The sequence below is a fragment of the Streptomyces sp. NPDC028289 genome (assembly GCF_055565975.1).
In genome coordinates, this window is the sequence record NZ_JBVHTI010000004.1 from 408,076 (window position 1) to 427,739 (window position 19,664).

General features: G+C 73.7%; 15 protein-coding genes. 8 read left to right on the plus strand and 7 right to left on the minus strand.

Annotated features, from left to right (window positions below; genetic code table 11):
• Positions 1 to 41 precede the first annotated feature (41 nt).
• Complete coding sequence (locus ACZ4UV_RS21795; protein WP_467839915.1) at positions 42 to 2,288, minus strand: MMPL family transporter; 2,247 nt, start codon at positions 2,286 to 2,288, stop codon at positions 42 to 44.
• A gap of 175 nt (positions 2,289 to 2,463) precedes the next feature.
• A complete protein-coding gene (locus ACZ4UV_RS21800) occupies positions 2,464 to 3,399 on the minus strand; it encodes an SGNH/GDSL hydrolase family protein (RefSeq protein ID WP_451021681.1) in 936 nt (311 codons plus the stop codon).
• A 563-nt stretch (positions 3,400 to 3,962) separates the two neighbouring features.
• Here ACZ4UV_RS21800 and ACZ4UV_RS21805 point away from each other — a divergent pair.
• From ACZ4UV_RS21805 to ACZ4UV_RS21830, 6 genes are all read left to right on the plus strand, one after another.
• Entirely contained in the window at positions 3,963 to 5,078 is a 1,116-nt protein-coding gene (locus tag ACZ4UV_RS21805) for a LacI family DNA-binding transcriptional regulator (protein ID WP_467839917.1), read from the plus strand.
• Between the two features lie 265 nt (positions 5,079 to 5,343).
• Entirely contained in the window at positions 5,344 to 6,735 is a 1,392-nt protein-coding gene (locus tag ACZ4UV_RS21810) for an ABC transporter substrate-binding protein (protein WP_451021683.1), read from the plus strand.
• A gap of 1 nt (position 6,736) precedes the next feature.
• Positions 6,737 to 7,651 (plus strand): carbohydrate ABC transporter permease, encoded by a 915-nt coding sequence (locus ACZ4UV_RS21815; RefSeq protein ID WP_467839922.1) that lies wholly within the window; start codon positions 6,737 to 6,739, stop codon positions 7,649 to 7,651.
• Positions 7,648 to 8,502: a carbohydrate ABC transporter permease gene (locus ACZ4UV_RS21820; protein ID WP_467839923.1), complete on the plus strand. Its 855-nt coding sequence runs from the start codon at positions 7,648 to 7,650 to the stop codon at positions 8,500 to 8,502. The genes ACZ4UV_RS21815 and ACZ4UV_RS21820 overlap by 4 nt, the downstream gene beginning before the upstream one ends.
• Before the next feature lie 46 nt (positions 8,503 to 8,548).
• Positions 8,549 to 10,669, plus strand: coding sequence for a beta-galactosidase (locus tag ACZ4UV_RS21825; RefSeq protein ID WP_451021686.1), 2,121 nt, complete (start codon positions 8,549 to 8,551; stop codon positions 10,667 to 10,669).
• Positions 10,670 to 11,003: 334 nt separating this feature from the next.
• Positions 11,004 to 11,813 carry an SCO2400 family protein gene (locus ACZ4UV_RS21830; RefSeq protein ID WP_451021687.1) on the plus strand — a complete coding sequence of 270 codons (810 nt, stop codon included), beginning with the start codon at positions 11,004 to 11,006 and terminating at the stop codon, positions 11,811 to 11,813.
• Between the two features lie 35 nt (positions 11,814 to 11,848).
• On the opposite strand, the gene ACZ4UV_RS21835 is transcribed toward ACZ4UV_RS21830, so the two are convergent.
• Positions 11,849 to 12,934 carry an enoyl-CoA hydratase/isomerase family protein gene (locus tag ACZ4UV_RS21835; RefSeq protein WP_467839926.1) on the minus strand — a complete coding sequence of 362 codons (1,086 nt, stop codon included), beginning with the start codon at positions 12,932 to 12,934 and terminating at the stop codon, positions 11,849 to 11,851.
• A 22-nt stretch (positions 12,935 to 12,956) separates the two neighbouring features.
• Here ACZ4UV_RS21835 and ACZ4UV_RS21840 point away from each other — a divergent pair, with 22 nt between their 5' ends.
• Together ACZ4UV_RS21840 and ACZ4UV_RS21845 are read left to right on the plus strand one after the other, a co-directional pair.
• On the plus strand, positions 12,957 to 14,300 hold the full coding sequence (locus tag ACZ4UV_RS21840) for a CoA transferase (RefSeq protein ID WP_467839928.1): 1,344 nt from the start codon (positions 12,957 to 12,959) through the stop codon (positions 14,298 to 14,300).
• The gene (locus tag ACZ4UV_RS21845) at positions 14,297 to 15,697 is read left to right on the plus strand and encodes an amidohydrolase family protein (protein WP_467839931.1); all 1,401 of its coding nucleotides are present in this window, start codon (positions 14,297 to 14,299) and stop codon (positions 15,695 to 15,697) included. Before ACZ4UV_RS21840 ends, ACZ4UV_RS21845 begins: the two co-directional genes overlap by 4 nt.
• Here ACZ4UV_RS21845 and ACZ4UV_RS21850 read toward each other — a convergent pair.
• Genes ACZ4UV_RS21850 through ACZ4UV_RS21865 form a run of 4 tightly spaced genes read right to left on the minus strand, consistent with a single transcriptional unit; the run spans position 15,682 to position 19,650 of the window.
• On the minus strand, positions 15,682 to 16,539 hold the full coding sequence (locus tag ACZ4UV_RS21850; RefSeq protein ID WP_451023075.1) for an NAD(P)-dependent oxidoreductase: 858 nt from the start codon (positions 16,537 to 16,539) through the stop codon (positions 15,682 to 15,684). The genes ACZ4UV_RS21845 and ACZ4UV_RS21850 overlap by 16 nt on opposite strands.
• Positions 16,539 to 17,078: a DoxX family protein gene (locus ACZ4UV_RS21855; protein WP_467839934.1), complete on the minus strand. Its 540-nt coding sequence runs from the start codon at positions 17,076 to 17,078 to the stop codon at positions 16,539 to 16,541. The genes ACZ4UV_RS21850 and ACZ4UV_RS21855 overlap by 1 nt, the downstream gene beginning before the upstream one ends.
• Positions 17,075 to 17,992 (minus strand): alpha/beta fold hydrolase, encoded by a 918-nt coding sequence (locus ACZ4UV_RS21860; protein ID WP_467839937.1) that lies wholly within the window; start codon positions 17,990 to 17,992, stop codon positions 17,075 to 17,077. Before ACZ4UV_RS21860 ends, ACZ4UV_RS21855 begins: the two co-directional genes overlap by 4 nt.
• Positions 17,989 to 19,650: a thiolase C-terminal domain-containing protein gene (locus ACZ4UV_RS21865; RefSeq protein ID WP_451020965.1), complete on the minus strand. Its 1,662-nt coding sequence runs from the start codon at positions 19,648 to 19,650 to the stop codon at positions 17,989 to 17,991. The genes ACZ4UV_RS21860 and ACZ4UV_RS21865 overlap by 4 nt, the downstream gene beginning before the upstream one ends.
• Between the last annotated feature and the right edge of the window lie 14 nt (positions 19,651 to 19,664).

Consider the following 19,664-nt stretch of genomic DNA (forward strand, 5'->3'; position numbering starts at 1 on the left):
GACGTGTGCCACGGGCGGCCCGCCGGGACCGGGGAGGACGGTCACAGGCGTGCCTCGACGGGCTCGTCCGGGGTCGGGTCCGGGTCGGTGAGCGTTGCGGTGGCCGCGCCCCGGGTCAGGGCCTCACCCTCGATGTCCACCCTGGGCAGCAGCCGGTCCAGCCACTTCGGCAGCCACCAGGCCCGGTCGCCCAGCAGGGCGAGGACCGCGGGCACGATCGCCATCCGGACGACGAAGGCGTCGAGGAGCACGGCGGTGGCCATGCCGAACCCGATCATCTTGATCATGGACTCGCTCTCGCCGATGAACCCGGAGAAGACCGCGATCATGATGAGTGCGGCGGCCACGACGACGCGGGCGCTGTGCCGGAACCCGGAGACGACCGCCTCCTTCGCCGGTTCGCCGTGGACGTGGGACTCCCGCATCCGGGAGACGAGGAAGACCTCGTAGTCCATGGCCAGGCCGAAGATGATACCCACCAGGAAGATCGGCATCAGGCTCATGATCGGCCCGGTCTGGTCCACCCCGAACAGCCCGGCCGCATGCCCCTGCTGGAAGACCAGGACGACCGCGCCCAGCGCCGCGAGGACCGAGAGCAGGAAGCCGAGCGCCGCCTTGAGGGGCACGAGCAGCGACCGGAAGACCACCAGCAGCAGGATGACGGCGAGACCGACGACGGTGACGAGGTAGGGCACCAGGGCCGACTGGACCTTGCCCGAGATGTCGATGTTCAGCGCGGTGGTCCCGGTGACCTCGAAGGACGCACCGGCCGCCGACTCGATGGCCGGGCGTTCACCGCGGATCGTCTTGACGAGCGTCTTGGTCCTCTCGTCGGTGGGGCTGGTGGACGGGGTGGCGGTGAACACCGCCGTGTCCGCCGCCTTGTCGAAGCGCGGCTGCGAGACCGAGACGACCCCGTCCGTGCGGGCGATCCGCTCGCGGACCGTGCTCACGCCGGCCTTGGCGTCGGCGGTCCCCTTGGCGTCCACGACGATGGTCAGCGGACCGTTGAAGCCGGGACCGAAGCCCTCGGCGAGGTCGTCGTAGGCGCGCCGCTCGGTGGTGGACGTGGACTTGGCCTCGTCTCCCGGCATGCCGAGCTGGAGCTGGGTCATCGGGGCGGCGAGGGCGCCGAGGCCCACGACGCCCAGCAGCAGCACGGGGACCGGGCGGCACAGCACGAAGCGGGCCCAGCGGGTGCCGTGGTTGTCACCCCGGGGCACGGTCTTCCTGGCACGGAACAGCCGGCGGCGGCCGCCTTCCGGGCGGCGTGCGGCGCCCGCCAGCACGGCGTTCGGCCAGAATCCGAGCAGGGCCGGGACGACGGTGAGTGCGATGACCACGGCGACGACCACGGCCCCGGCGGCGGTCAGGCCCATCTTGGTCAGCATCGGGATGCCGACGACCGAGAGACCGGCCAGGGCGATGACCACGGTGAGGCCGGCGAAGACCACCGCCGAGCCCGCCGTGCCGACCGCGAGGCCGGCCGCCTCCTGCGGGGTGTTGCCCCTGGCGCGCTCCTCCCGGTAGCGGGAGACGACGAACAGGGCGTAGTCGATGCCGACGGCGAGGCCCAGCATCATCGCCAGGGTGCCGGTGCTGGTGGACAGGCCCAGGGCGTCGGCGAGCACGGTGATGGTGAACATGCTGATGCCGACGCCGAGGATCGCGGTCAGCAGCGGCAGTCCGGCGGCCGCCAGCGACCCGAAGGTGACCAGCAGGACGACGGCCGCGACCGCGATGCCGATGATCTCGGCGGCGCCGCCGGGTCCGGCGCCGCTGTCCATGGCGGAGCCGCCGGTCTCGACCGTGAGGCCCGCCTCGCGTGCCTGGCCGGCGGCGTTCTCCAGCGCCGTCCGGCCGGCGTCGGTGAGGGCGGAGGACTTCACCTTGTAGGTGACGGTCGCGTAGGCCGTGGTGCCGTCCTCGCTGACCGCCTTCGCGGTGAAGGGGTCCGCGACACCGGCCACCTGGGTGCCGTCGCCCAGCGCGGCCACCGTCTCCTCGATCGCCTTCCTGTTCGCGGTGGCGGTGACCTTCTGCCCGTGCGGGGCGACGAAGACCACCCGTGCGGTGGCACCGTCGGCGGCCGCGCCGGGGAAGCGCTCCTGCATCAGGTCGAACGCCTTCTGGGACTCGATGCCCGGCGTCGAGAACTCCTCGTCGGCGGCGCCCGGCGCCTGCAGGGCGCCCAGTCCTACGGCGGCCAGGACGGCCACCCACAGCAGGGCGACGTACCCGCGCCGCCGGAAGGCCAGTCGGCCCAGTCGATACAGAAAACTAGCCACGTCAGGGAACTCCACATCCGATCTCGCTTGGTCACCCAGGCTGTCCCGGCGAGGGCCCCGTCGTCGTCGTGCGGCTACTGGAACTGCCGCCTACTGAATCCGGAGGACGGCCTACTGAAACCGCAGTACGCGTCCGGGCCGCGGGATCGTGCGCCGGTACGACGGCAGGCCCGCCTCAGCGCGTCGCCGCGATTGCCCGGAGCACGGCGTCGGCCATGCCGCGCTCGCCGCGCTCGTTGGGGTGGACCGGGGCCGCCGGGGCCGCCGGGACCAGCGGCTCGATCCAGCGCACGGCGGCGTCCGCGCAGGCGTCACGCCCCGCGGAGGGCGTGTAGGTGTCGACGTAGCCGGCCCCGGCCGTCTGCGCCTGCCGCCGGAGCACGGCGTTGAGCCTTTGCTCCTTCTCGCGCAGGAACCCCACGTCGCCCGGCGCCAGTCCGAGCGCGGCGCAGCCGGTCCCCTCGGCGGGCAGGATCGCGGGATACCCGACCACGTAGACCCGGGCCGCGGGCGCACGGCGCCTGATGTCGTCCAGCACGCCGGACAGCCGCCGGCCGACCGCGCCGATCCTCCCGTCGATCTCGTCGGTGCCGTCCGCCACGTACCGGCCGCGGCACGGTGCCCGGTCGGCGGCCCCGCTCGCGATCCGCTCCGCCAGCCGGTACGCCACGCCGAACTTGACGCAGGTCGTGAGGAGCGGGCCGAAGCCGATGTCGTTGCCGCCGATACCGAGGGTGACCAGCCGCGTCGAGGCGGTCAGAGCCGACAGCTGCGCGGGGTTGACGCCGTCGTCCGTCGTCTGCGGGGCGGCCAGATCCGCCGTGACCGCCCCGCTGCAGCTGACGTCCTTGAACCCGGCCGACCGCAGGCCGAGTCCGGCGGCGACCAGCGAGGGGTAGTTCCGGTCGGAGCGCTCGCAGCCCGCGGGCCGCCCGTGCCGGTCGGGGATGTCCGGGCCCGCCGTGTAGGAGTCGCCGAGCGCCACGTACGGCCCTTTCGGCAGCGTGTGCGGGGACGCGGCCGAGCCGCCCTCCCGGCCGACGGTCACGGCTGCGGCGAGCGCGACGCACGAGGCGACCGCCGCCAGCCCGAGCCCGGTACGAGTCCTCATCCGAGTGCCCTGCTTCCTGCTGGGGATCCGACCGGCACTGGGCTGGGCCGCGCGAGGCGGTGCGCCCCCGGTCTCCGACACCGGTTCAGGCTCGCGGGGCGGGGGGCGCGCCGTCGTCGTCCCGCTGCGGGCAAACGGCGGCCTCAGGGCGCAGTACGCGCCGCCGCGACGACGTACCGCGGTATCAGCAGGGGCTACCGCGTTCGCAGTAGCGCGCGGACGCCCCCACGGGCGACGAACGGCACGGGCCACCGGTGATCCGGATTCCGGGCCGTGCGACCGAGGCGCCGGGCACGGCCCGACCACGGCGGCCGCGAACCACACCTGCCGGTGGCCGAACACCCGTGCTCCGCACCGGAGCCGGCGCCCGCCCCCGGTGCGGGGCACCGGCCGCGTGGACCGGGCTCGCGCGCAGGCTCTCCGCAATCGATGCGTTCCGGAGTCTTGACGCGATTCCTATGACTGCGTAGACATGACTACGCAGACATGACAGCGCAGTCAGTCAGACCGCGCATGACATGATTGGCCTCGATCAAGCGGTCGGGCGGTCACCGGGAGATGCCATGACACCAGGGACGGGACGCGGCAGGAGCACCGCCGCGCCACGCAGTGTGGACGTGGCCCGGCTGGCCGGTGTCTCGCAGAAGACCGTCTCCCGGGTCTTCAACGACGAGCCGTACGTCTCCGAGGACGTGCGCCGGCGGGTGCTCGACGCCGCCGAACAGCTCGGCTACCGGCGCAACAACGCCGCCCGGGCGCTGGCCTCCGGACGCACCCGCTCGATCGGCGTGGTGACACTCGGTACGGCCCTGTACGGACCCGCCTCGCTGCTCATGGGCGTCGAGCGGGTCGTCCGGGACACGGGATACGCGCTGCGCGTGGTCAACACGGTGGAGGGCGACCCGGCGGGCCTCTCCGGTGCCGTGGACTCGCTCCTCGACCAGGGCGTGGACGGCATCGTCATCTCCGAGCCCATCGACGAGCAGGGCGACGTGTCCCTGCGCGTCGACGTGCCGGTCCTCGTCATGGGCGCGCCGCCGCCGGTCACCGCGCCGACCGTGCTGACCGCCGGGGACGGCGCGGACCTGATGGCCCGCACCGCAACCGAACACCTGCTGTCGCTCGGCCATGCGACGGTCCATCACCTGGCCGGTCCGCAGCGCTGGTACGCGGCCCGGGACCGGCTGGAGGGCTGGCGGGCCGCCCTGACCGCCGAGGGCAGGGAGGTGCCCCCGGTCGCCGGGGGCGACTGGTCGGCCACCTCCGGGTACGCGGCGGGGCGCGGACTCGCCGCCGACGACCGGGTGACCGCGGTCTTCTCCGCCAACGACGACATGGCGATCGGTCTGATCCGCGCGCTGGCGGAGGCCGGCCGGCGCGTCCCGGAGGACGTCAGCGTGGTCGGTTTCGACGACATCCCGGTCGCCGCCTACGTGACTCCCCCGCTCACCACGGTGCGCCAGCCCTTCGACGCCGTGGCGCAGGAGGGTCTCAAACGCCTGGTGCACGCCATCGAGAACCCGGCGGCGGATCCGCTGCCGTCGAGCGGTCCGCCGGTCGACCTCGTCGTCCGCGCCTCGACCGCGTCACCGCCGGGCCGCAGGACACCGGCCCGGGCCCGGCGCGGTCCGGCATCAGGTCCCGCATCCGCGAACGGAGGTACCACCGCCGCAGACTGACCCACCGTCCGACCCCGCACCATCCCGGCTGACGCGATCCCGGCACGGGCCACCGTGCCGACGCCCGGCGCCGCGCCGACCACGCGCGCCTCCGCACTTCCCTGAGCGCGCCCGCTTGGCACCCGCGCTCCCAGAGCCGCACCGCGCCCCAGAGGGCCCCGAGCCAGGCCTGCGCGCCTGCTACTCGCCTTCCTTCCTCCCCCATCCCCACCCCCGCACGCCCTCGCCAGGCGTGCCGTCCCTTCGCCATCGGCGGGAGTTCACCATGCCCAGATCCACCTCCACGTCCAGCACCGCCCCCGTGAGCCGCCGGCTCTTCCTCGCCACCACGGGCGCCCTGTCGCTCGACGCCGCCCTCACCGCCTGCGGCGGCGGTGACTCCGGCGGCTCCTCCGCCTCGGCCAAGCCCGTGAGCCAGGCCGACATCGACAAGGCCATGAAGACCCCGACCGAGCTGACGTTCTGGACCTGGGTCCCGAACATCGCCAAGGAGGTCGCGCTCTTCGAGAAGAAGTACCCGGCCGTCAAGATCAAGATCGTCAACGCCGGTCAGGGCACGCCCCAGTACACCAAGCTGCGTACGGCGCTGAAGGCCGGCAGCGGCGCTCCGGACATGGTCCAGATCGAGTACCAGGCCATCCCGACCTTCACCATCACCAACAGCCTGCTCGATCTGCGGCCGTACGGCGCCTCGGCGCTCAAGTCCGCCTTCGTGGACTGGACCTGGGGCCAGGTCAGCGGCAGCAACGGCGAGATCTGGGCGATACCGCAGGACACCGGCCCGATGGGCATGCTGTACCGGCACGACATCTTCGACAAGCACGGCATCGAAGTCCCGGGCACCTGGGACGAGTTCGCCGCGGCCGCGCGCAAGCTGCACAGGGCGGACCCGGACGTCTACCTGACCAACCTCGCCGCCAACCAGGTCGCCGCCTGGCACGGGCTGCTCTGGCAGGCGGGCGCCAAGCCCTATGTCACCTCCGGCAAGAGCGACATCACCATCAGCGTGGACGACACCGTCTCGCAAAAGCTCGGCGCCTACTGGGGCGGGCTCGCGAAGGAAGGGGTCATCGGCGTCGAGCCGGACTTCACCGACTCCTGGTACGCCGCCCTCAACAAGGGCAAGTACGCCACCTGGATCACCGCCGCGTGGGGGCCGGTGTTCCTGTCCGGCTCCGCCAAGGCCACGGCCGGCAAGTGGCGGGCGGCCCCGCTGCCGCAGTGGGACGCGGCCAAGCCCAGCTCCGGCAACTGGGGCGGCTCCACCACCGCGGTGGTCCGCTCCACCAAGAACCCCGTCGCCGCCGCCGTGTTCGCGCAGTTCCTGAACAGCGACCCGGCCAGCGCGAGGATGTTCGCCACCGAGCAGTTCTTCTTCCCCGCCACCAAGGCCCTGCTCACGGACGCGTCGTTCACCGGGGACGCCCCCTCCTTCTACGGCGGACAGAAGGTCAACCAGGTCTTCGCCGACATCAGCTCCACGGTCAACTCCTCTTTCCAGTGGCCCCCGTTCCTGGACCAGGCAGCCACCGACTGGACCGAGACCGTCGGCAAGTCCCTGGCGGACCACACCGACACGGTCCGCGCGCTCGGCAGCTGGCAGTCACGGCTGACGACGTACGCGAAGAGCCAGGGCTTCACGGTCAAGGGGAGCTGAGATGACCGGCACCCGCCGCCACCGGGCCGCCGGACCGCTCTTCGTCGCCCCGTTCCTGACGCTGTTCCTCCTGCTCTTCCTCGCCCCGCTCGGCTACGCCGCCTATCTCAGCCTGTTCCAGAACCGCCTGATCGGCGGGACGGTGTTCGTCGGCCTCGACAACTACACCCAGGCACTGGGCGACCCCCAACTCCTGCACGGTGTGGGCCGGGTGGCGCTGTTCTTCGTGATCCAGGTGCCGGTGATGCTGTTGCTGGCGCTGCTGTTCGCCCTCGCGCTCGACAGCGGGCTGCTGCGGCTGGCGCGGGTGATCCGGCTGGGCATCTTCGTGCCGTACGCCGTGCCGAGCGTGGTCGCCGCGCTCATGTGGGGCTATCTGTACGGGCCGGACTTCGGCCCGTTCGCCCAGCTGAGCCGGAAAGTGGACCTTGCGGCCCCGCACTTCCTCAGCGACGGCTGGATGCTGGGCAGCCTGGCGAACATCGTGACCTGGGAGTTCGTCGGCTACAACATGATCATCCTGTACGCGGCCCTGCGCACGATCCCGCAGGAGCTGTACGAGGCGGCGGCGGTGGACGGCGCCGGGGCCTGGCGCATCGCCTGGTCGGTGAAACTGCCCGCGCTGCGGCCGGCGCTCCTGCTCACCCTGCTCTTCTCGGTGATCGGCAGCTTCCAGCTCTTCAACGAACCCAACCTGCTGATGAAGATCGCCCCGGACGTCATCACCAGCTCCTACACCGCCAACCTGTACGCCTACTCCCTCGCGTTCACCGGCCAGCAGGTCAACTACGCGGCCACGGTGTCCTTCCTCCTCGGCCTCGTCATCGTGATCGCCTCCTACGGCGTGCTGCTCACCGCGAACCGCGGCAGCCGCGACAGCCGCAGCAGCCGCGACAGCCGCAGGAGGACCGCATGACGACCCGCCGCAGCACCCCGCTGACCATCGCCATGCTGGCGGCGCTCGCCTACTTCCTGCTCCCCCTGTGCTGGCTGCTGATCGCCTCGACCAAGAGCACCCAGGACCTCTTCAACAGCTTCGGCCTGTGGTTCTCGCACACCCCTCAGCTCCTTGCCAACATCAGGGCGACCCTCACCCAGGACGACGGCGTCTTCGTGCACTGGCTGCTCAACACGGTCCTGTACGCCGTCGTCAGCGCGGTCGGCGCCGCGCTGCTCGCGGCGGCCGGCGGCTACGGATTCGCGAAGTTCCGTTTCCGCGGCGACCGGTTCACCTTCAACCTGGTCCTCGGTGCCGTCATGGTCCCGACCACCGCGCTGGCCATCCCGACCTATCTGCTGTTCGCCAAGGCGGGCCTGGTCAACACCCCCTGGGCCGTCATCCTGCCGTCCCTCGTCAACCCGTTCGGCCTCTACCTGATGCGCATCTACGCGGCCGACGCCGTCCCGGACAGCATCCTGGAGGCCGCGCGCATCGACGGTGCCGGCGAGGCCCGCATCTTCTTCCGGATCGCCCTGCGGCTGCTGGGCCCCGGCCTGGTGACGGTCCTGCTGTTCACGCTCGTGGCGACCTGGAACAACTACTTCCTGCCGCTGATCATGCTCAACGACCCGAACCTGTACCCGGTGACGGTGGGCCTGGCCTCCTGGGCCGCGCAGGCCCAGAACGGCGGGGCCGGTGCCAGCAGCGACATGCTCGCGCTGGTCGTGACCGGTTCCCTGCTCTCGATCGTGCCGCTCGTCGCCGCCTTCCTGCTGCTCCAGCGGTACTGGCAGAGCGGCCTGGCGGCCGGCGGCGTCAAGCAGTGACCCCCTTCCGGCAACTTCCCCTCACTCTCCTTCGGAGGTCTCCTTCATGGCGGCTCTGCCTGCCCGTGTCCTGTTCGGTGCCGCGTACTACCACGAGTACCAGCCGTACGAGCGTCCCGCCGAACGCCTCAAGACCGACCTCGACCTGATGGCCGACGCCCATGTCACCGTCATCCGGGTCGGCGAGTCGGTCTGGTCGACCTGGGAGCCGGAGAACGGCCGCTTCGACCTGGACTGGCTGCAACCGGTGCTCGACGGCGCCCACGAGCGCGGGATCTCGGTCGTCCTGGGCACCCCGACGTACGCCGTCCCGCCGTGGCTGGCCCGCCAGTACCCGGAGATCACCGGCGAGCGCCGCACCGGTGAACGGATCGGCTGGGGCGCCCGGCAGGAGGTGGACTTCACGCACCCCGCCTTCCGGTTCCACGCCGAGCGGGTCGTCCGCCGGATCGTCGCCCGGTACGCGGACCATCCGGCGGTCATCGGCTTCCAGGTCGACAACGAGCCCGGCAACGAACTCCTGCACAACCGGGGCGTGTTCGAGCGGTTCGTCGACCATCTCCGCGAGAAGTACGGAGACGTCGAGACCCTCAACCGCGAGTGGGGCCTGGTGTACTGGTCCCACCGGCTCTCCACCTGGGCCGACCTGTGGACCCCGGACGGCAACGCGCAGCCCCAGTACGACATCGCCTGGCGGGAGTTCCAGGCCCGTCAGGTCACCGAGTTCATCGGCTGGCAGGCGGACATCGTCCGCGAGTACGCCCGCCCGGAGCAGTTCGTCACCACCTGCATCTCCTACACCCGCCCCGCGGTCGAGGACGACGAGCTGACCGACCGCCTCGACATCGCCGCAGGCAACCCGTACTACGACATGCAGGACGGACTGCTGCTGCCCGACCCCACACCCGAGACCCACGAACAGCAGTGGAAGACCACCGGGGTGTGGGCGCTGTACCGCACCGCCGACTGGATGTTCTCCTCGCGGCAGGCGCCGTTCCTGGTCACCGAGACCAACGCCGGCTCGATCGGCTTCCCCTGGGACAACCGGCCCGCCTACGACGGCCAGTGGCGCCAGGCGGCCTGGGCACTGGTCGGGCGCGGGGCCAGGATGATCGAGTACTGGCACTGGCACACGCTGCACTTCGGCGCCGAGACCTACTGGGGCGGCATCCTCCCCCACACCGGCCGCCCCGGCCGGGTCTACGCCGAACTCGCCCGGCTGGGCGCCGAGTTCGACACCGCGGGCGGGCTCGTCGCCGGTCTGGAGCCGGACGCCGACCTCACGATGGTGTACTCGACGCCGAGCAAGTGGCTGATGCAGAAGTACCCGCCGCTGGCCACACCCGACGGCGGCCCCGACCCGGCCGCCTACCACCGGATCTTCGACGCCTTCCACCGGGGCGCCTTCGACGCAGGCCGCCAGGTGCGGATCGTCCACGCCCGCCGACTGCGCGACGGCGAGACTCCCGAGGAGACGGTGCGCCGGCACCCGGTGCTGGTCGTGCCCGCGCTGTACCTCGCCGACGACGCGACCCTCGACCTGCTCGCGGCCTACGCCCACGCGGGCGGCCATCTGGTCCTCGGCCCGCGCACCGGCTACGCCGACCAGGAGGGCCGGGCCCGCACCGAACCGGCGCCCGGCCGGCTCACGGACGCGGCGGGCGTGTCGTACGACGAGTTCAGCAACCTGCTTCGGGAGCTGCCGGTCCGGTCCGTGCCCGGCGGCCCGCTCCGCCTGCCGGAGGGCGCCACGGCCACCCGCTGGGCGGACGGCCTGATCGTCGCGGACGCCGAGGTGCTCGTCGAGTACGACCACCCGCACTTCGGGCGCTGGCCCGCGGTCACCACCCGCCGGCACGGCGCGGGCCGGGTGACGTACGTCGGCACGGTGCCGGGCCGCGACCTCGCCCGGACGCTGGCCGAGTGGCTTTCCCCGGCGGCCCGGCACGGCTGGCGGGACCTCCCCGCGACGGTCACCGCCACGACCGGCACCGCACCCGACGGGCGCCGCGTGCGCATCGTCCACAACTGGAGCTGGGAGCCCGCGCACGTCTCCGCCCCGGTCCACCTCACCGACGTCCTCGACGGCACGTCACTCGCCGCGGGCACGGCGGTGGACCTCGGCCCGTGGGACGTGCGCGTCCTCGTCTCCGCCGGCATCGACTGATCGACAGCACGACTGATCGACTGATCGACTCTTCGACTGATCGACTTGGAGTGACAACGCGAGGAAGAAGAGCGGTACGGGCCCTGGGGACGTCCGCCGCGGCGACCGCGCTGCCGATGATCCCCTGGCGGCCGCCCGGGCGTGTACTGGGGCGGCGGGGCCGCCACCCGGTACCGGATCGCCGACAACCCCTGATCTGCGCAGAAGCGACACACAGGCTGCACACTGCCTGGCCAAAGGCTCGCTACCGTTCTGGCCGTTCGATACCACGTACGAACGAGATCAGGCCACGGCTCATGGGGCCGCTGGCGCAGTCGAGTCAGGAAGACCGCGGATGGACTACTGCGCATCGTGCCGTCGGCACCTCAACGGCGCCCTGGCGTGCCCCGGATGCGGCGCCTACGCCCCGGAAGTCGCCGCGCGCGCCACCGTCGCTCCGGCGTCGACCGGCGTGGCATCCTGGCAGGATCCGGCCAACACCGCGTGGTTCGACACGGACGCCCGCGCCACCGAAGAGACGGCCGAGGGTCCGTACGACGGTCCGGACGCCGCCCCTGCCGCACCGGTGGGCCGGGCGGCCCGGCGCCGCCAGCGGGCCCGCTGGAAGAAGAACCAGCGGCGGGCCGTGGTGGCCACCGCGGTCGCCCTGGTCGGCGGCGGGCTGACCGTCGCGTCCCTGGACCGGCAGGGCACCGATCGGGCGCAGGCGGCCACGGCCCCCGACAACAGGCCCATGGGCCTCGCCGACGAGCAGGCCACGGTCGCCGACCCGGCGGCGTCGGCACCCACCGGCAGGCACCGCGCCCCGGACCGGACGGCCTCCGCCGGCGCGGCCACGGCGAACGCCCCGCACGAGCAGACCGCCGGCGTGCCGCACGCCACGGCGACTCCCGGTCAGGACACCGCCACCTCGCCGACCCGCACGACGGTCTCCGCCGCCCGGTCACGGTCCGCCGCCACGGTGTCCGGCACCGCCACCGGCGCGGCGACGGTGGCGACTGCCACGCCCACCCCCACCGCCACCACCGGAACCACCACGGCGACCACCGGCGCGGGCACGTCGGCATCGTCGGCGAGCCCCGCACCGGCCGCGTCCGCGACCACGCCCTCGCAGCTCTGCCTGCTGGTCATCTGCATCGGCTGACTCCGGTCCGCGGTGCCGCTGCGCCCGGCCCCGTCTCACTCCTCCATCCGGTCCACCAGCCCCCAGGCCAGGGCGCGTTCGGCGGGGACGGCGCGGCCGTCGAGGGCCAGGTACAGAGTGCGCCAGCGACCGATCCGGCGCGGGATGCCGACCGTGCCGCCGGCGCCCGGGATCAGGCCCATGGCCAGTTCGGGCAGCCGGACGGTGGTGCCGGGGGCTGCGACGACCCGGGCGGCGAAGGACGGGAGTTCGATGCCCGCGCCGACGCAGGCCCCGTGGATGCGTGCGGTGAGCCGGTCGCCGAGGGCGTGCAGGCGGGCCGCCGCGCCGGCCCGGGTGCGGATCAGGTGCGCGGCCGCCAGGTCCGCGGCGGTGCCGAACTCGTCCAGGTCGCCGCCCGAGCTGAAACAGGGGCCGTTGCCGTCCAGGACCACCTCGCGCACGGTGTCGTCCCAGACGGCGATGTCGAGGGCCGCGACCAGGGCGTCCCGCAGTTCCGCACCGTGCGCGTTGCGCCGCTCGGGCCGGTCGAGTGTGATCCGCAGGAGGCCGCCCTCGCGGCGTGCCGTCACGGGGTCGTGCGTCGCGGGCGGCGGCGCGGACCGTGGCCCACGTGCCGCGAGCCATCCGGCGAACCCGGCACCGCCGAGCAACGTGGAGTAGGCCAGCGACTCCAGGTCGAGGGCCTGCCGGACCGGCAACTGCCCGGTCATGCCCAGGACTTGGCGCAGCACCAGGGCCGCCTGGGGTTGTTCCGCCGCCCGCGCGCGCAGGAACTCCGCCTCGGCGGCCGGGTCCGTGACCGCGACCGTGGCCGGGTGACCGGCGGTGTCCGTCGCGTCGCGGCGGTCGCGGGGAGCGCGTACCAGGGTCAGGTCCAGGGCGTTCAACAGGGCGTCGGGACAGGTGGGTTCCGGTCGGCGGGTGCGTCCGACGAGCAGCCGGTCGCCGTCCCGGGCCCGGCGGACGGCCCGCTCCAGGTCGGCGGCGCTGGGCGTGGTCGCCGGGTCCAGGTCGACGACCGTCAGCGGCCGGGACGGCTCGGCGTGCGCGTCCAGGAGGTCGGCGTCCGCCGCCCCGGCCGCGAGTTCGGTGAGGGAGATCGCTGTGGTCGCAGGCACCTCTCTGATCTACCATCCCCGCATGGCCGACCGGGCATCCGGCAGTACGACAGGGTCCTCGGCGGCGAACCGCCGGGCACCCGGCGGTTCGCCGCCGCCGTCCCCGGCACGGCCGGCGCGTCCCTGGCCCGACACCGGCCCCGACACCAGCCCTGCCCGCATCGCGGAGGACTGGGCCCGCAGCGGTGTCCCCCTGCTGACCGGTCACGCCGACGGGCCTCCGCTACTGCCTCCCGGTGCGGCCGCCACCTTCGCCTCCTGGCTGGCCGACCACGTCGCCGCCGCCGGTGGGGCGCGGCTCGACGGGGCCCGGCTGCCGGCCGAACGGGCCGCGCTCAACGGGCGTGGGCGGCGGGGCCGGCTGTCGGTGGGCGGCAGTTGCCGGCTCCTGCCCACCGGGGACGGCTGGGCGGCCGTGTCCGACGCGCGTCCGGACGACCCGCTGCTGTGGAGCGCGCTGATCGGCCGGGAGCTGGACGCCGGGGCGCTGCCGGGGCGCTTGGCCGACTGGCTCGCCGCGCACGACGGCGCCGATCTGGACGAGCGGGTGGAACTCCTCGGTCTGGCGGGCGGTGCGGTCCGCCCCCGTCCGGACCGCACCTGCCCGGTGCCCGGCGCACCGCGCGCCGGGGCGGGGCTGCTGGTGGTCGACTTCAGCGCGCTGTGGGCGGGCCCGCTGTGCGCGCATCTGCTGGGTACGGCGGGAGCCAGGGTGGTCAAGGTGGAGACCCCGACCCGCCCGGACGGCGCCCGCTTCGGCGACCGCGCCTTCTACGACCTGCTCCACGCGGGCCATGCCTCGGTCGTCCTCGACCCGGCGAACCCGCACGGCCGTGCCGCTCTCCACGAGTTGGTCGGCCGGGCGGACGTGGTGATCGAGGCCTCCCGGCCCCGCGCTCTGGCGGGGTTCGGGCTCGACGCCGAGGCCGAGGCGGCCCGTGGCTGCACCTGGATCTCGATCACGGCGTACGGGCGTGCCTCGGGCCGCGTCGGTTTCGGCGACGACGTGGCCGCCGCCCGCGGACTCCTCGGCGCGGACGCGGACGGGCTGCCCGTGTTCGCCGGTGACGCCGTGGCCGACCCGCTCACCGGTCTGCTCGCCGCGGCGCTCGCCCTGTCCGAACGACCGGGGGGCGGCGGCGCGGTGCTGGACGTGTCGATGGCGGACGTGGTGACGGCCTGCCTGTCCGTGCCGACCGCCCGAGAAGTCCGAGTGGTCGGGCACGGGGACGGCTGGCTGGTGGACACCGGGGGCACGGCGTATCCGCTGTCCGCGCCGCGTCCGCGCCGTCCGGCCGCCACCGCCCCGGCGAGCGGCGCCGACACCGCCGCGGTGCTGCGCGAGCTGGGGATCCGGGTGCCGTGAGCGGGCTGCTGATCCGGGACGCGGAGGTCGAGGGCCGACGGTGCTCCGTGCGCGTCCGGGGCGGTGTGGTCGCGGAACTCGGCACGGGGCTGGTGCGGGCGCCCCGTGAGGAGGAGATCGACGCGGCGGGCGGTGCCCTGCTGCCCGGCCTGACCGACCATCACCTGCACCTGTTCGCACTGGCGGCCGCGGTCGCCTCCGTACGGTGCGGCCCGCCGGACGTCGGCGACCGCCCGGCGCTGCGGGCGGCACTGCACCAGGCGGTTCCGGACCGGCACGGCTGGGTCAGGGGCGTCGGCTACGACGAACGGGTCGCCGGCCCACTGGACGCCGCCGGCCTCGACGCACTGCGGGCGGACGTCCCGGTGCGGGTGCAGCACCGAAGCGGCGCCCTGTGGATGCTCAACTCCCTTGCCGCCGAACGGACCGGCCTGGCACCCGGACGCCATCCCGGCATCGAACGCGACGACGCCGGACGGCCCACGGGGCGGTTGTGGCGGGCCGACGACTGGCTGCGCGAACGGCTGCCCGAAGCCCCCGCCCCGTCCCTGGCGGCGGTGGGCCGCCGACTCGCCGGTTACGGCATCACGGCCGTCACCGACGCCACCCCGCGCCTGACCCCCGAGTCCGTCGAGAGGCTCACCGACGAGGCGCGCAGCGGTCGCCTTCCCCAACGGCTGCTGCTGCTCGGGGCGCCACTCGGAACACCGTCGTCGGCCCGCCCGGCGCCCGGCCCCTGGAAGATCGTCCTCGCCGACTCAAAGCTGCCGGACTTCACCGGGCTGACCGAGGAGATAGGGGCCGCACACCGGCGGGGCCGTCCCGTCGCCGTGCACACGGTCACGGCCGTCTCCCTCGCCCTGCTGCTCGCGGCGCTGGAACGGACCGGGGTGCTGCGGGGTGACCGGATCGAGCACGCGGCCGTGGTTCCGGCGGAGGCCGTGCCCGTCGTGCGCCGCCTCGGACTGAGCGTGGTCACCCAGCCCGGCTTCCTCGCCGACCGCGGCGACGACTTCCTCGACGCCACCCCGCCCCACGAGCACACCGACCTGTACCGCTGTGCCTCGTTCCTGCGCGCCGGCGTCCCGCTGGCGCTGTCGAGCGACGCCCCGTACGGGCCGCTCGACCCCTGGTCCGTGATCCGCGCGGCCACCACCCGCGAGGTCCCCGGCGGGCGGACCGCGAACTCCGCCGAACGCGTCACCGCGGCCCAGGCGTTGGCGGCGTATCTCTCGCCGCCCCACGCCCCCGGCTCGAGGCCCCCGCGGCCGGTGCCGGGCGTGCCCGCCGACCTCGTCCTGCTCGCCGTGCCGCCGGCCGAGGCCCTGTCGGATCCGTCGGCAGACCTCGTGCGACTGACTCTCGTCGGGGGGCGGATCCGCTACCTCCGGTCCTGAACCGGCCGTCGGCCGTTGTCCGTTGTCCCTTGTCCGGCCATCCGGGCGAGGGCGGCTCCGGCGGCCGTCAGGACGATGTCCGGTTCGGCACCGGCGGCCTCGGTGACGTCGGTGAGCAGGCGGACGTCCTTGCGGAGCAGCGGCCCGGCGTGACCGGCGAACCGGTCCAGGGTGCCCCCGGCGGCCGCGACCCGCTCGAGCGCGAACCCGGCCGCGCTGCCATGGGCGAGGACCCGGGCGAGGGCGACCGGGTCGATCGCCAGGTCCCGGCCGAGGGCGAGGGTGTCGGCGGCGGTGCCCAGGTTGGCTGTGAACAGCACGTTGTTCAGGAGTTTCGCCAGCTGGCCGGTGCCCAGCGGACCCATGTGGACCACCGGGTCCGCGTAGGTCGCGAACACCGGACGGCAGTAGGCCACCGTGCCGGGCTCACCGCCCGCCATCACCACCAGTCGTCCCTCGGCCGCCGCCGGGCCCCCGCCGCTCACCGGGGCGTCGATCAGCGTGACGCCGTGGGTGCGGGCACGGTCGGCGAGGCGACGGCAGGTGTCGGGGTGGACGGTGCTGTGCACGGCGACCACCCCGCCCCTGCGCAGTCCGGCGAGGACACCGTGCTCGCCGGTGAGGACCTCCTCGACGTCCGCGTCGTCGACGACGCAGACGCACACCAGGTCGCTGGCCGCGGCCAGGTCCGCAGGCGAGGCGGCGCGCCTGGCCGGGGTGTCCGCGAAGGGGACGAGGGTCGCGGGGCGGCGGGCCCAGAGGGTCGTCTCGTGTCCCGCTTCGACGATCCGACGGGCCATCGGGGCGCCCTGACTGCCCAGTCCGATGAATCCGACACGCATCAGCCGGCCTCCTGCTCGAGGGGTTCGGGGGCGGGCACCGGTTCCGGCGCGGGCCGGGGACGCCAGAAGGCGGCGAGCAGACCGGCGGTGGCGAGCACAGCAGCCCCGAGGGCGATGCCGACGCCCGTCCAGCCGGCCCGGTCGAGGCCGGCCGCGTCGTCCACGGAGGCGCTGCCCGGTCCCAGCGCGGCCAGCGCCAGGGCGACGACGGCGAGCGTGAGGACGTACTCGTAGCCCTCTTTGAAGACGAAGAAGCCGTTGGGCCGGTGCGCGAGCAGGCCCGCCACCAGCATCACCGAGATGACGGCCGCGCAGGCCAGCGGGGTGAGCAGGCCTGCCAGCAAAAGCAGCCCGGCGCCCGTCTCGGTGGCCACGCTCAGCCAGGCCTGGAGCGTGCCATGGGTGAGGCCCAGGCCGGTGAACCAGCGGGCGGTGCCCGCGATACGGCCGCCGCCGCGCCAGTGGTTGAGCCCGTGCGCGATCATGACGACGCCCAGGACCAGGCGCAGCAGCAGTGCGACGGCATCGGTGTGGTTCATCCCGCTCTCCCTTGTCGTGGGGGTGCGGCGACACTCGCCTCCCGGGTCACCGCGCACTCCTCCGCGAACGACAGCACCCTCAGGTGGTAGGCCCGGGCCGAGTACCCGAGGCTGAGATTGTGTCCGGCGTCGCGCTGTTCGTGGACCCGGACGCGAGGCGACGCCGTGAAGAGGGAGGCGATGTCGGCGAGGGCGGCGGGGCCGGAGCTCCACACCTCCTCGTGGTCGCCCAGGGTGAAGTGCACCGGTACGCGTACGCGGGCCGCCAGCTCCGGGAACTCGTGCCGCCAGCCGCGGGCGGCGGACTCGTACGCGGGCGAGGCGGCGGCGATGCTCGCGCCGCCGTGGACCTCCGGCGGGTAGAGGTGGCCCGCGCCCCAGAGGGCTTCGCGGAGTCGGTCGCGGGCCCGGCCGGGGCGGCGCAGCTCCTCGTCGCCGTTCTCCAGGAAGCTCACCGAGCGCGGGTGGTGATGCCGTCCGGTGCCGGCGATCTCCAGGCCGAGCAGGGTGTGTCCGCGCTCGTCGGCGGCCATCCGCACGGCGAGTTCACCGCCGGCGGAGTGGGCCGCCAGGAACACACCGCCGCCCGTCGGGCGGGAGGCGAGCAGCCGGTCCAGGGCCGCGTAGGCGAGGTCGACCCGCCGTGCCGGGTCGGTGAGCCGGGGCGCGTGGGGCAGGGAGGCGCCGTAGCCGGGCCGGTCGAGCGCGATGACCGTGAAGCCGAGGGCGGCTCCGGTGCGCAGCAGCGAGAGCCGTGGCCGGCCCGGGCAGTCGAAGTAGGCCGAGTCGGTTCCGCCGCCGTGCAGGGCGAGGACGGCGGCGCGTGGCTGTCGTACCCAGCTCGCCCGGTACGAGAGGGAGATGCCGTCGACGCTCACCGCGCCGGGCACCACGTCCGGATGACTGTCTGTCACGTGTCCGTCCTGAGGAGAATGGCCCCGCCGGGCGCCAGCCCGCCGGTACTGACCACCGCGACCCGGGCCCCGGGCACCTGGCGGGCGCCGCCGTCGCCGCGCAGCTGGACGACCGCCTCGTGCACGAGGCCCATGCCGTGGGTACGGCCGTGGGAGAGCTGGCCGCCGTGGGTGTTCAGGGGCAGCACGCCGTCGCGGGCGATGTTCTTCCCGCCGTCCAGGAAGTCCTTGGCCTCGCCGATGCCGCAGAAGCCCAGCGCCTCGATCCAGGACAGGCAGTTGAAGGTGAAGCCGTCGTAGAGCTCGGCCACGTCGACGTCGGCGGGGCGCAGGGAGGTGCGGGTCCACAGATGGGCGGACGGGCCGAGGGTCTGCGGTTCGTGGGCGAGCGTGCTCTGGTCCCACTCGATGCGTTCGGTGATCTGGGTGCCGACGGCCTCGACGAGGACCGGTGGCCGCGCGAGGTCGCGCGCGGTGTCGAGGGCCGAGACGACGACGGCGACGGATCCGTCGCAGGGGACGTCGCAGTCGTAGAGGCCGAAGGGGGTGGTGATGGGGCGGGCCTGGAGGTAGTCGTCCATCGTCATCGGGGCGCGGTAGATCGCGGTGGGGTTCAGGGCCGCGTTGGCGCGCTGGTTGAGGGCGATCCAGCCCAGGGTCTCGCGGGTGGTGCCGTAACGGTGCATGTGCCGCTGGGCGTTCTGGGCGAGGGTGTGGGCGGCGGAGGTGGCGCCGAAGGGCTTGAGCCAGCCGGCGTCCGCCCCGCCGGCCACAGGGATCCTGCCCTCCTTCACGAGCTCGGCGAAGCTGGACTCCCACACGGTGCGGAAGCAGAGCACGTGCCGGGCGAGGCCGCCGGCCACTGCGAGCATCGCCGCGATGAGGGAGCCGCCGGGGCCGAAGGTCTCGCTGCCGCCGTTGTACCAGGTGGGGCGGATGCCGAGCGCCGACTCCAGGGCGGTGACGCCGCCCTCGGCGAAGCCGCCGTAGGCGCCGGCGCCCGGGTAGCTGGCCAGACCGTCGATGTCGTCCAGGGTGAGTCCGGCGTCGGCGACCGCGGCCTCGCAGGCCTGGACGGTGAGGGAGAGCGGGGGGACCCTCAGCCGGCGGCCGAGCGGGGAGGCGCCGATGCCGGTGAGGGCGACCTTGTCCTCGAACTTCTCCGCGGTCCGCATCGGTCGTATGTGACATACCACTGAGCCCGGGTCGGTCTCGTCGGCGGGCAGCGGCGCGGGTTCCGCCTGCTCCGCGGCCGGCCTGAACAGCGGCAGCCACACGTCCTCCCCGGCCTGCTCGAAGACGGCCTCCATGCGCATGCCCAGGGCGAGTTCGCCGGGGTCGCACTCGACGGCGTTGGTGGTGAGCCGGATCCGGGGGTCCTCTTCGAGCGCGACCTGGGCGACGACGTACGGCGCCGGCAGGCCGGGGAGGCTGAAGTGGTGGCTGACGGTGAAGCCGACGAGGGTCGCGTGTCCGGACACGGCCCGTACACCCATCTCCCGTCCACGGCAGTATCGGCAGACGGGCTGCGGCGGATGGATCAGGGCGGTGCAGGAGGCGCACTCCTGGATGCGCAGCCGGCCGTCCGCCCCCGACATCCAGAAGAACTCGTTCTGGTCGGTGATCAGGGGCAGCGGGCGCCCCGGGGATGCGGCCACTGTGCGACTTCCCT

Bases quoted from the DNA above. Each gene is read 5' to 3' on its own strand.
- ACZ4UV_RS21800 (WP_451021681.1), bottom strand. From the start codon at position 3,399: ATGAGGACTCGTACCGGGCTCGGGCTGGCGGCGGTCGCCTCGTGCGTC.
- ACZ4UV_RS21805 (WP_467839917.1), top strand. From the start codon at position 3,963: ATGACACCAGGGACGGGACGCGGCAGGAGCACCGCCGCGCCACGCAGT.
- ACZ4UV_RS21810 (WP_451021683.1), top strand. From the start codon at position 5,344: ATGCCCAGATCCACCTCCACGTCCAGCACCGCCCCCGTGAGCCGCCGG.
- ACZ4UV_RS21815 (WP_467839922.1), top strand. From the start codon at position 6,737: ATGACCGGCACCCGCCGCCACCGGGCCGCCGGACCGCTCTTCGTCGCC.
- ACZ4UV_RS21820 (WP_467839923.1), top strand. From the start codon at position 7,648: ATGACGACCCGCCGCAGCACCCCGCTGACCATCGCCATGCTGGCGGCG.
- ACZ4UV_RS21825 (WP_451021686.1), top strand. From the start codon at position 8,549: ATGGCGGCTCTGCCTGCCCGTGTCCTGTTCGGTGCCGCGTACTACCAC.
- ACZ4UV_RS21830 (WP_451021687.1), top strand. From the start codon at position 11,004: ATGGACTACTGCGCATCGTGCCGTCGGCACCTCAACGGCGCCCTGGCG.
- ACZ4UV_RS21840 (WP_467839928.1), top strand. From the start codon at position 12,957: ATGGCCGACCGGGCATCCGGCAGTACGACAGGGTCCTCGGCGGCGAAC.
- ACZ4UV_RS21850 (WP_451023075.1), bottom strand. From the start codon at position 16,539: ATGCGTGTCGGATTCATCGGACTGGGCAGTCAGGGCGCCCCGATGGCC.
- ACZ4UV_RS21855 (WP_467839934.1), bottom strand. From the start codon at position 17,078: ATGAACCACACCGATGCCGTCGCACTGCTGCTGCGCCTGGTCCTGGGC.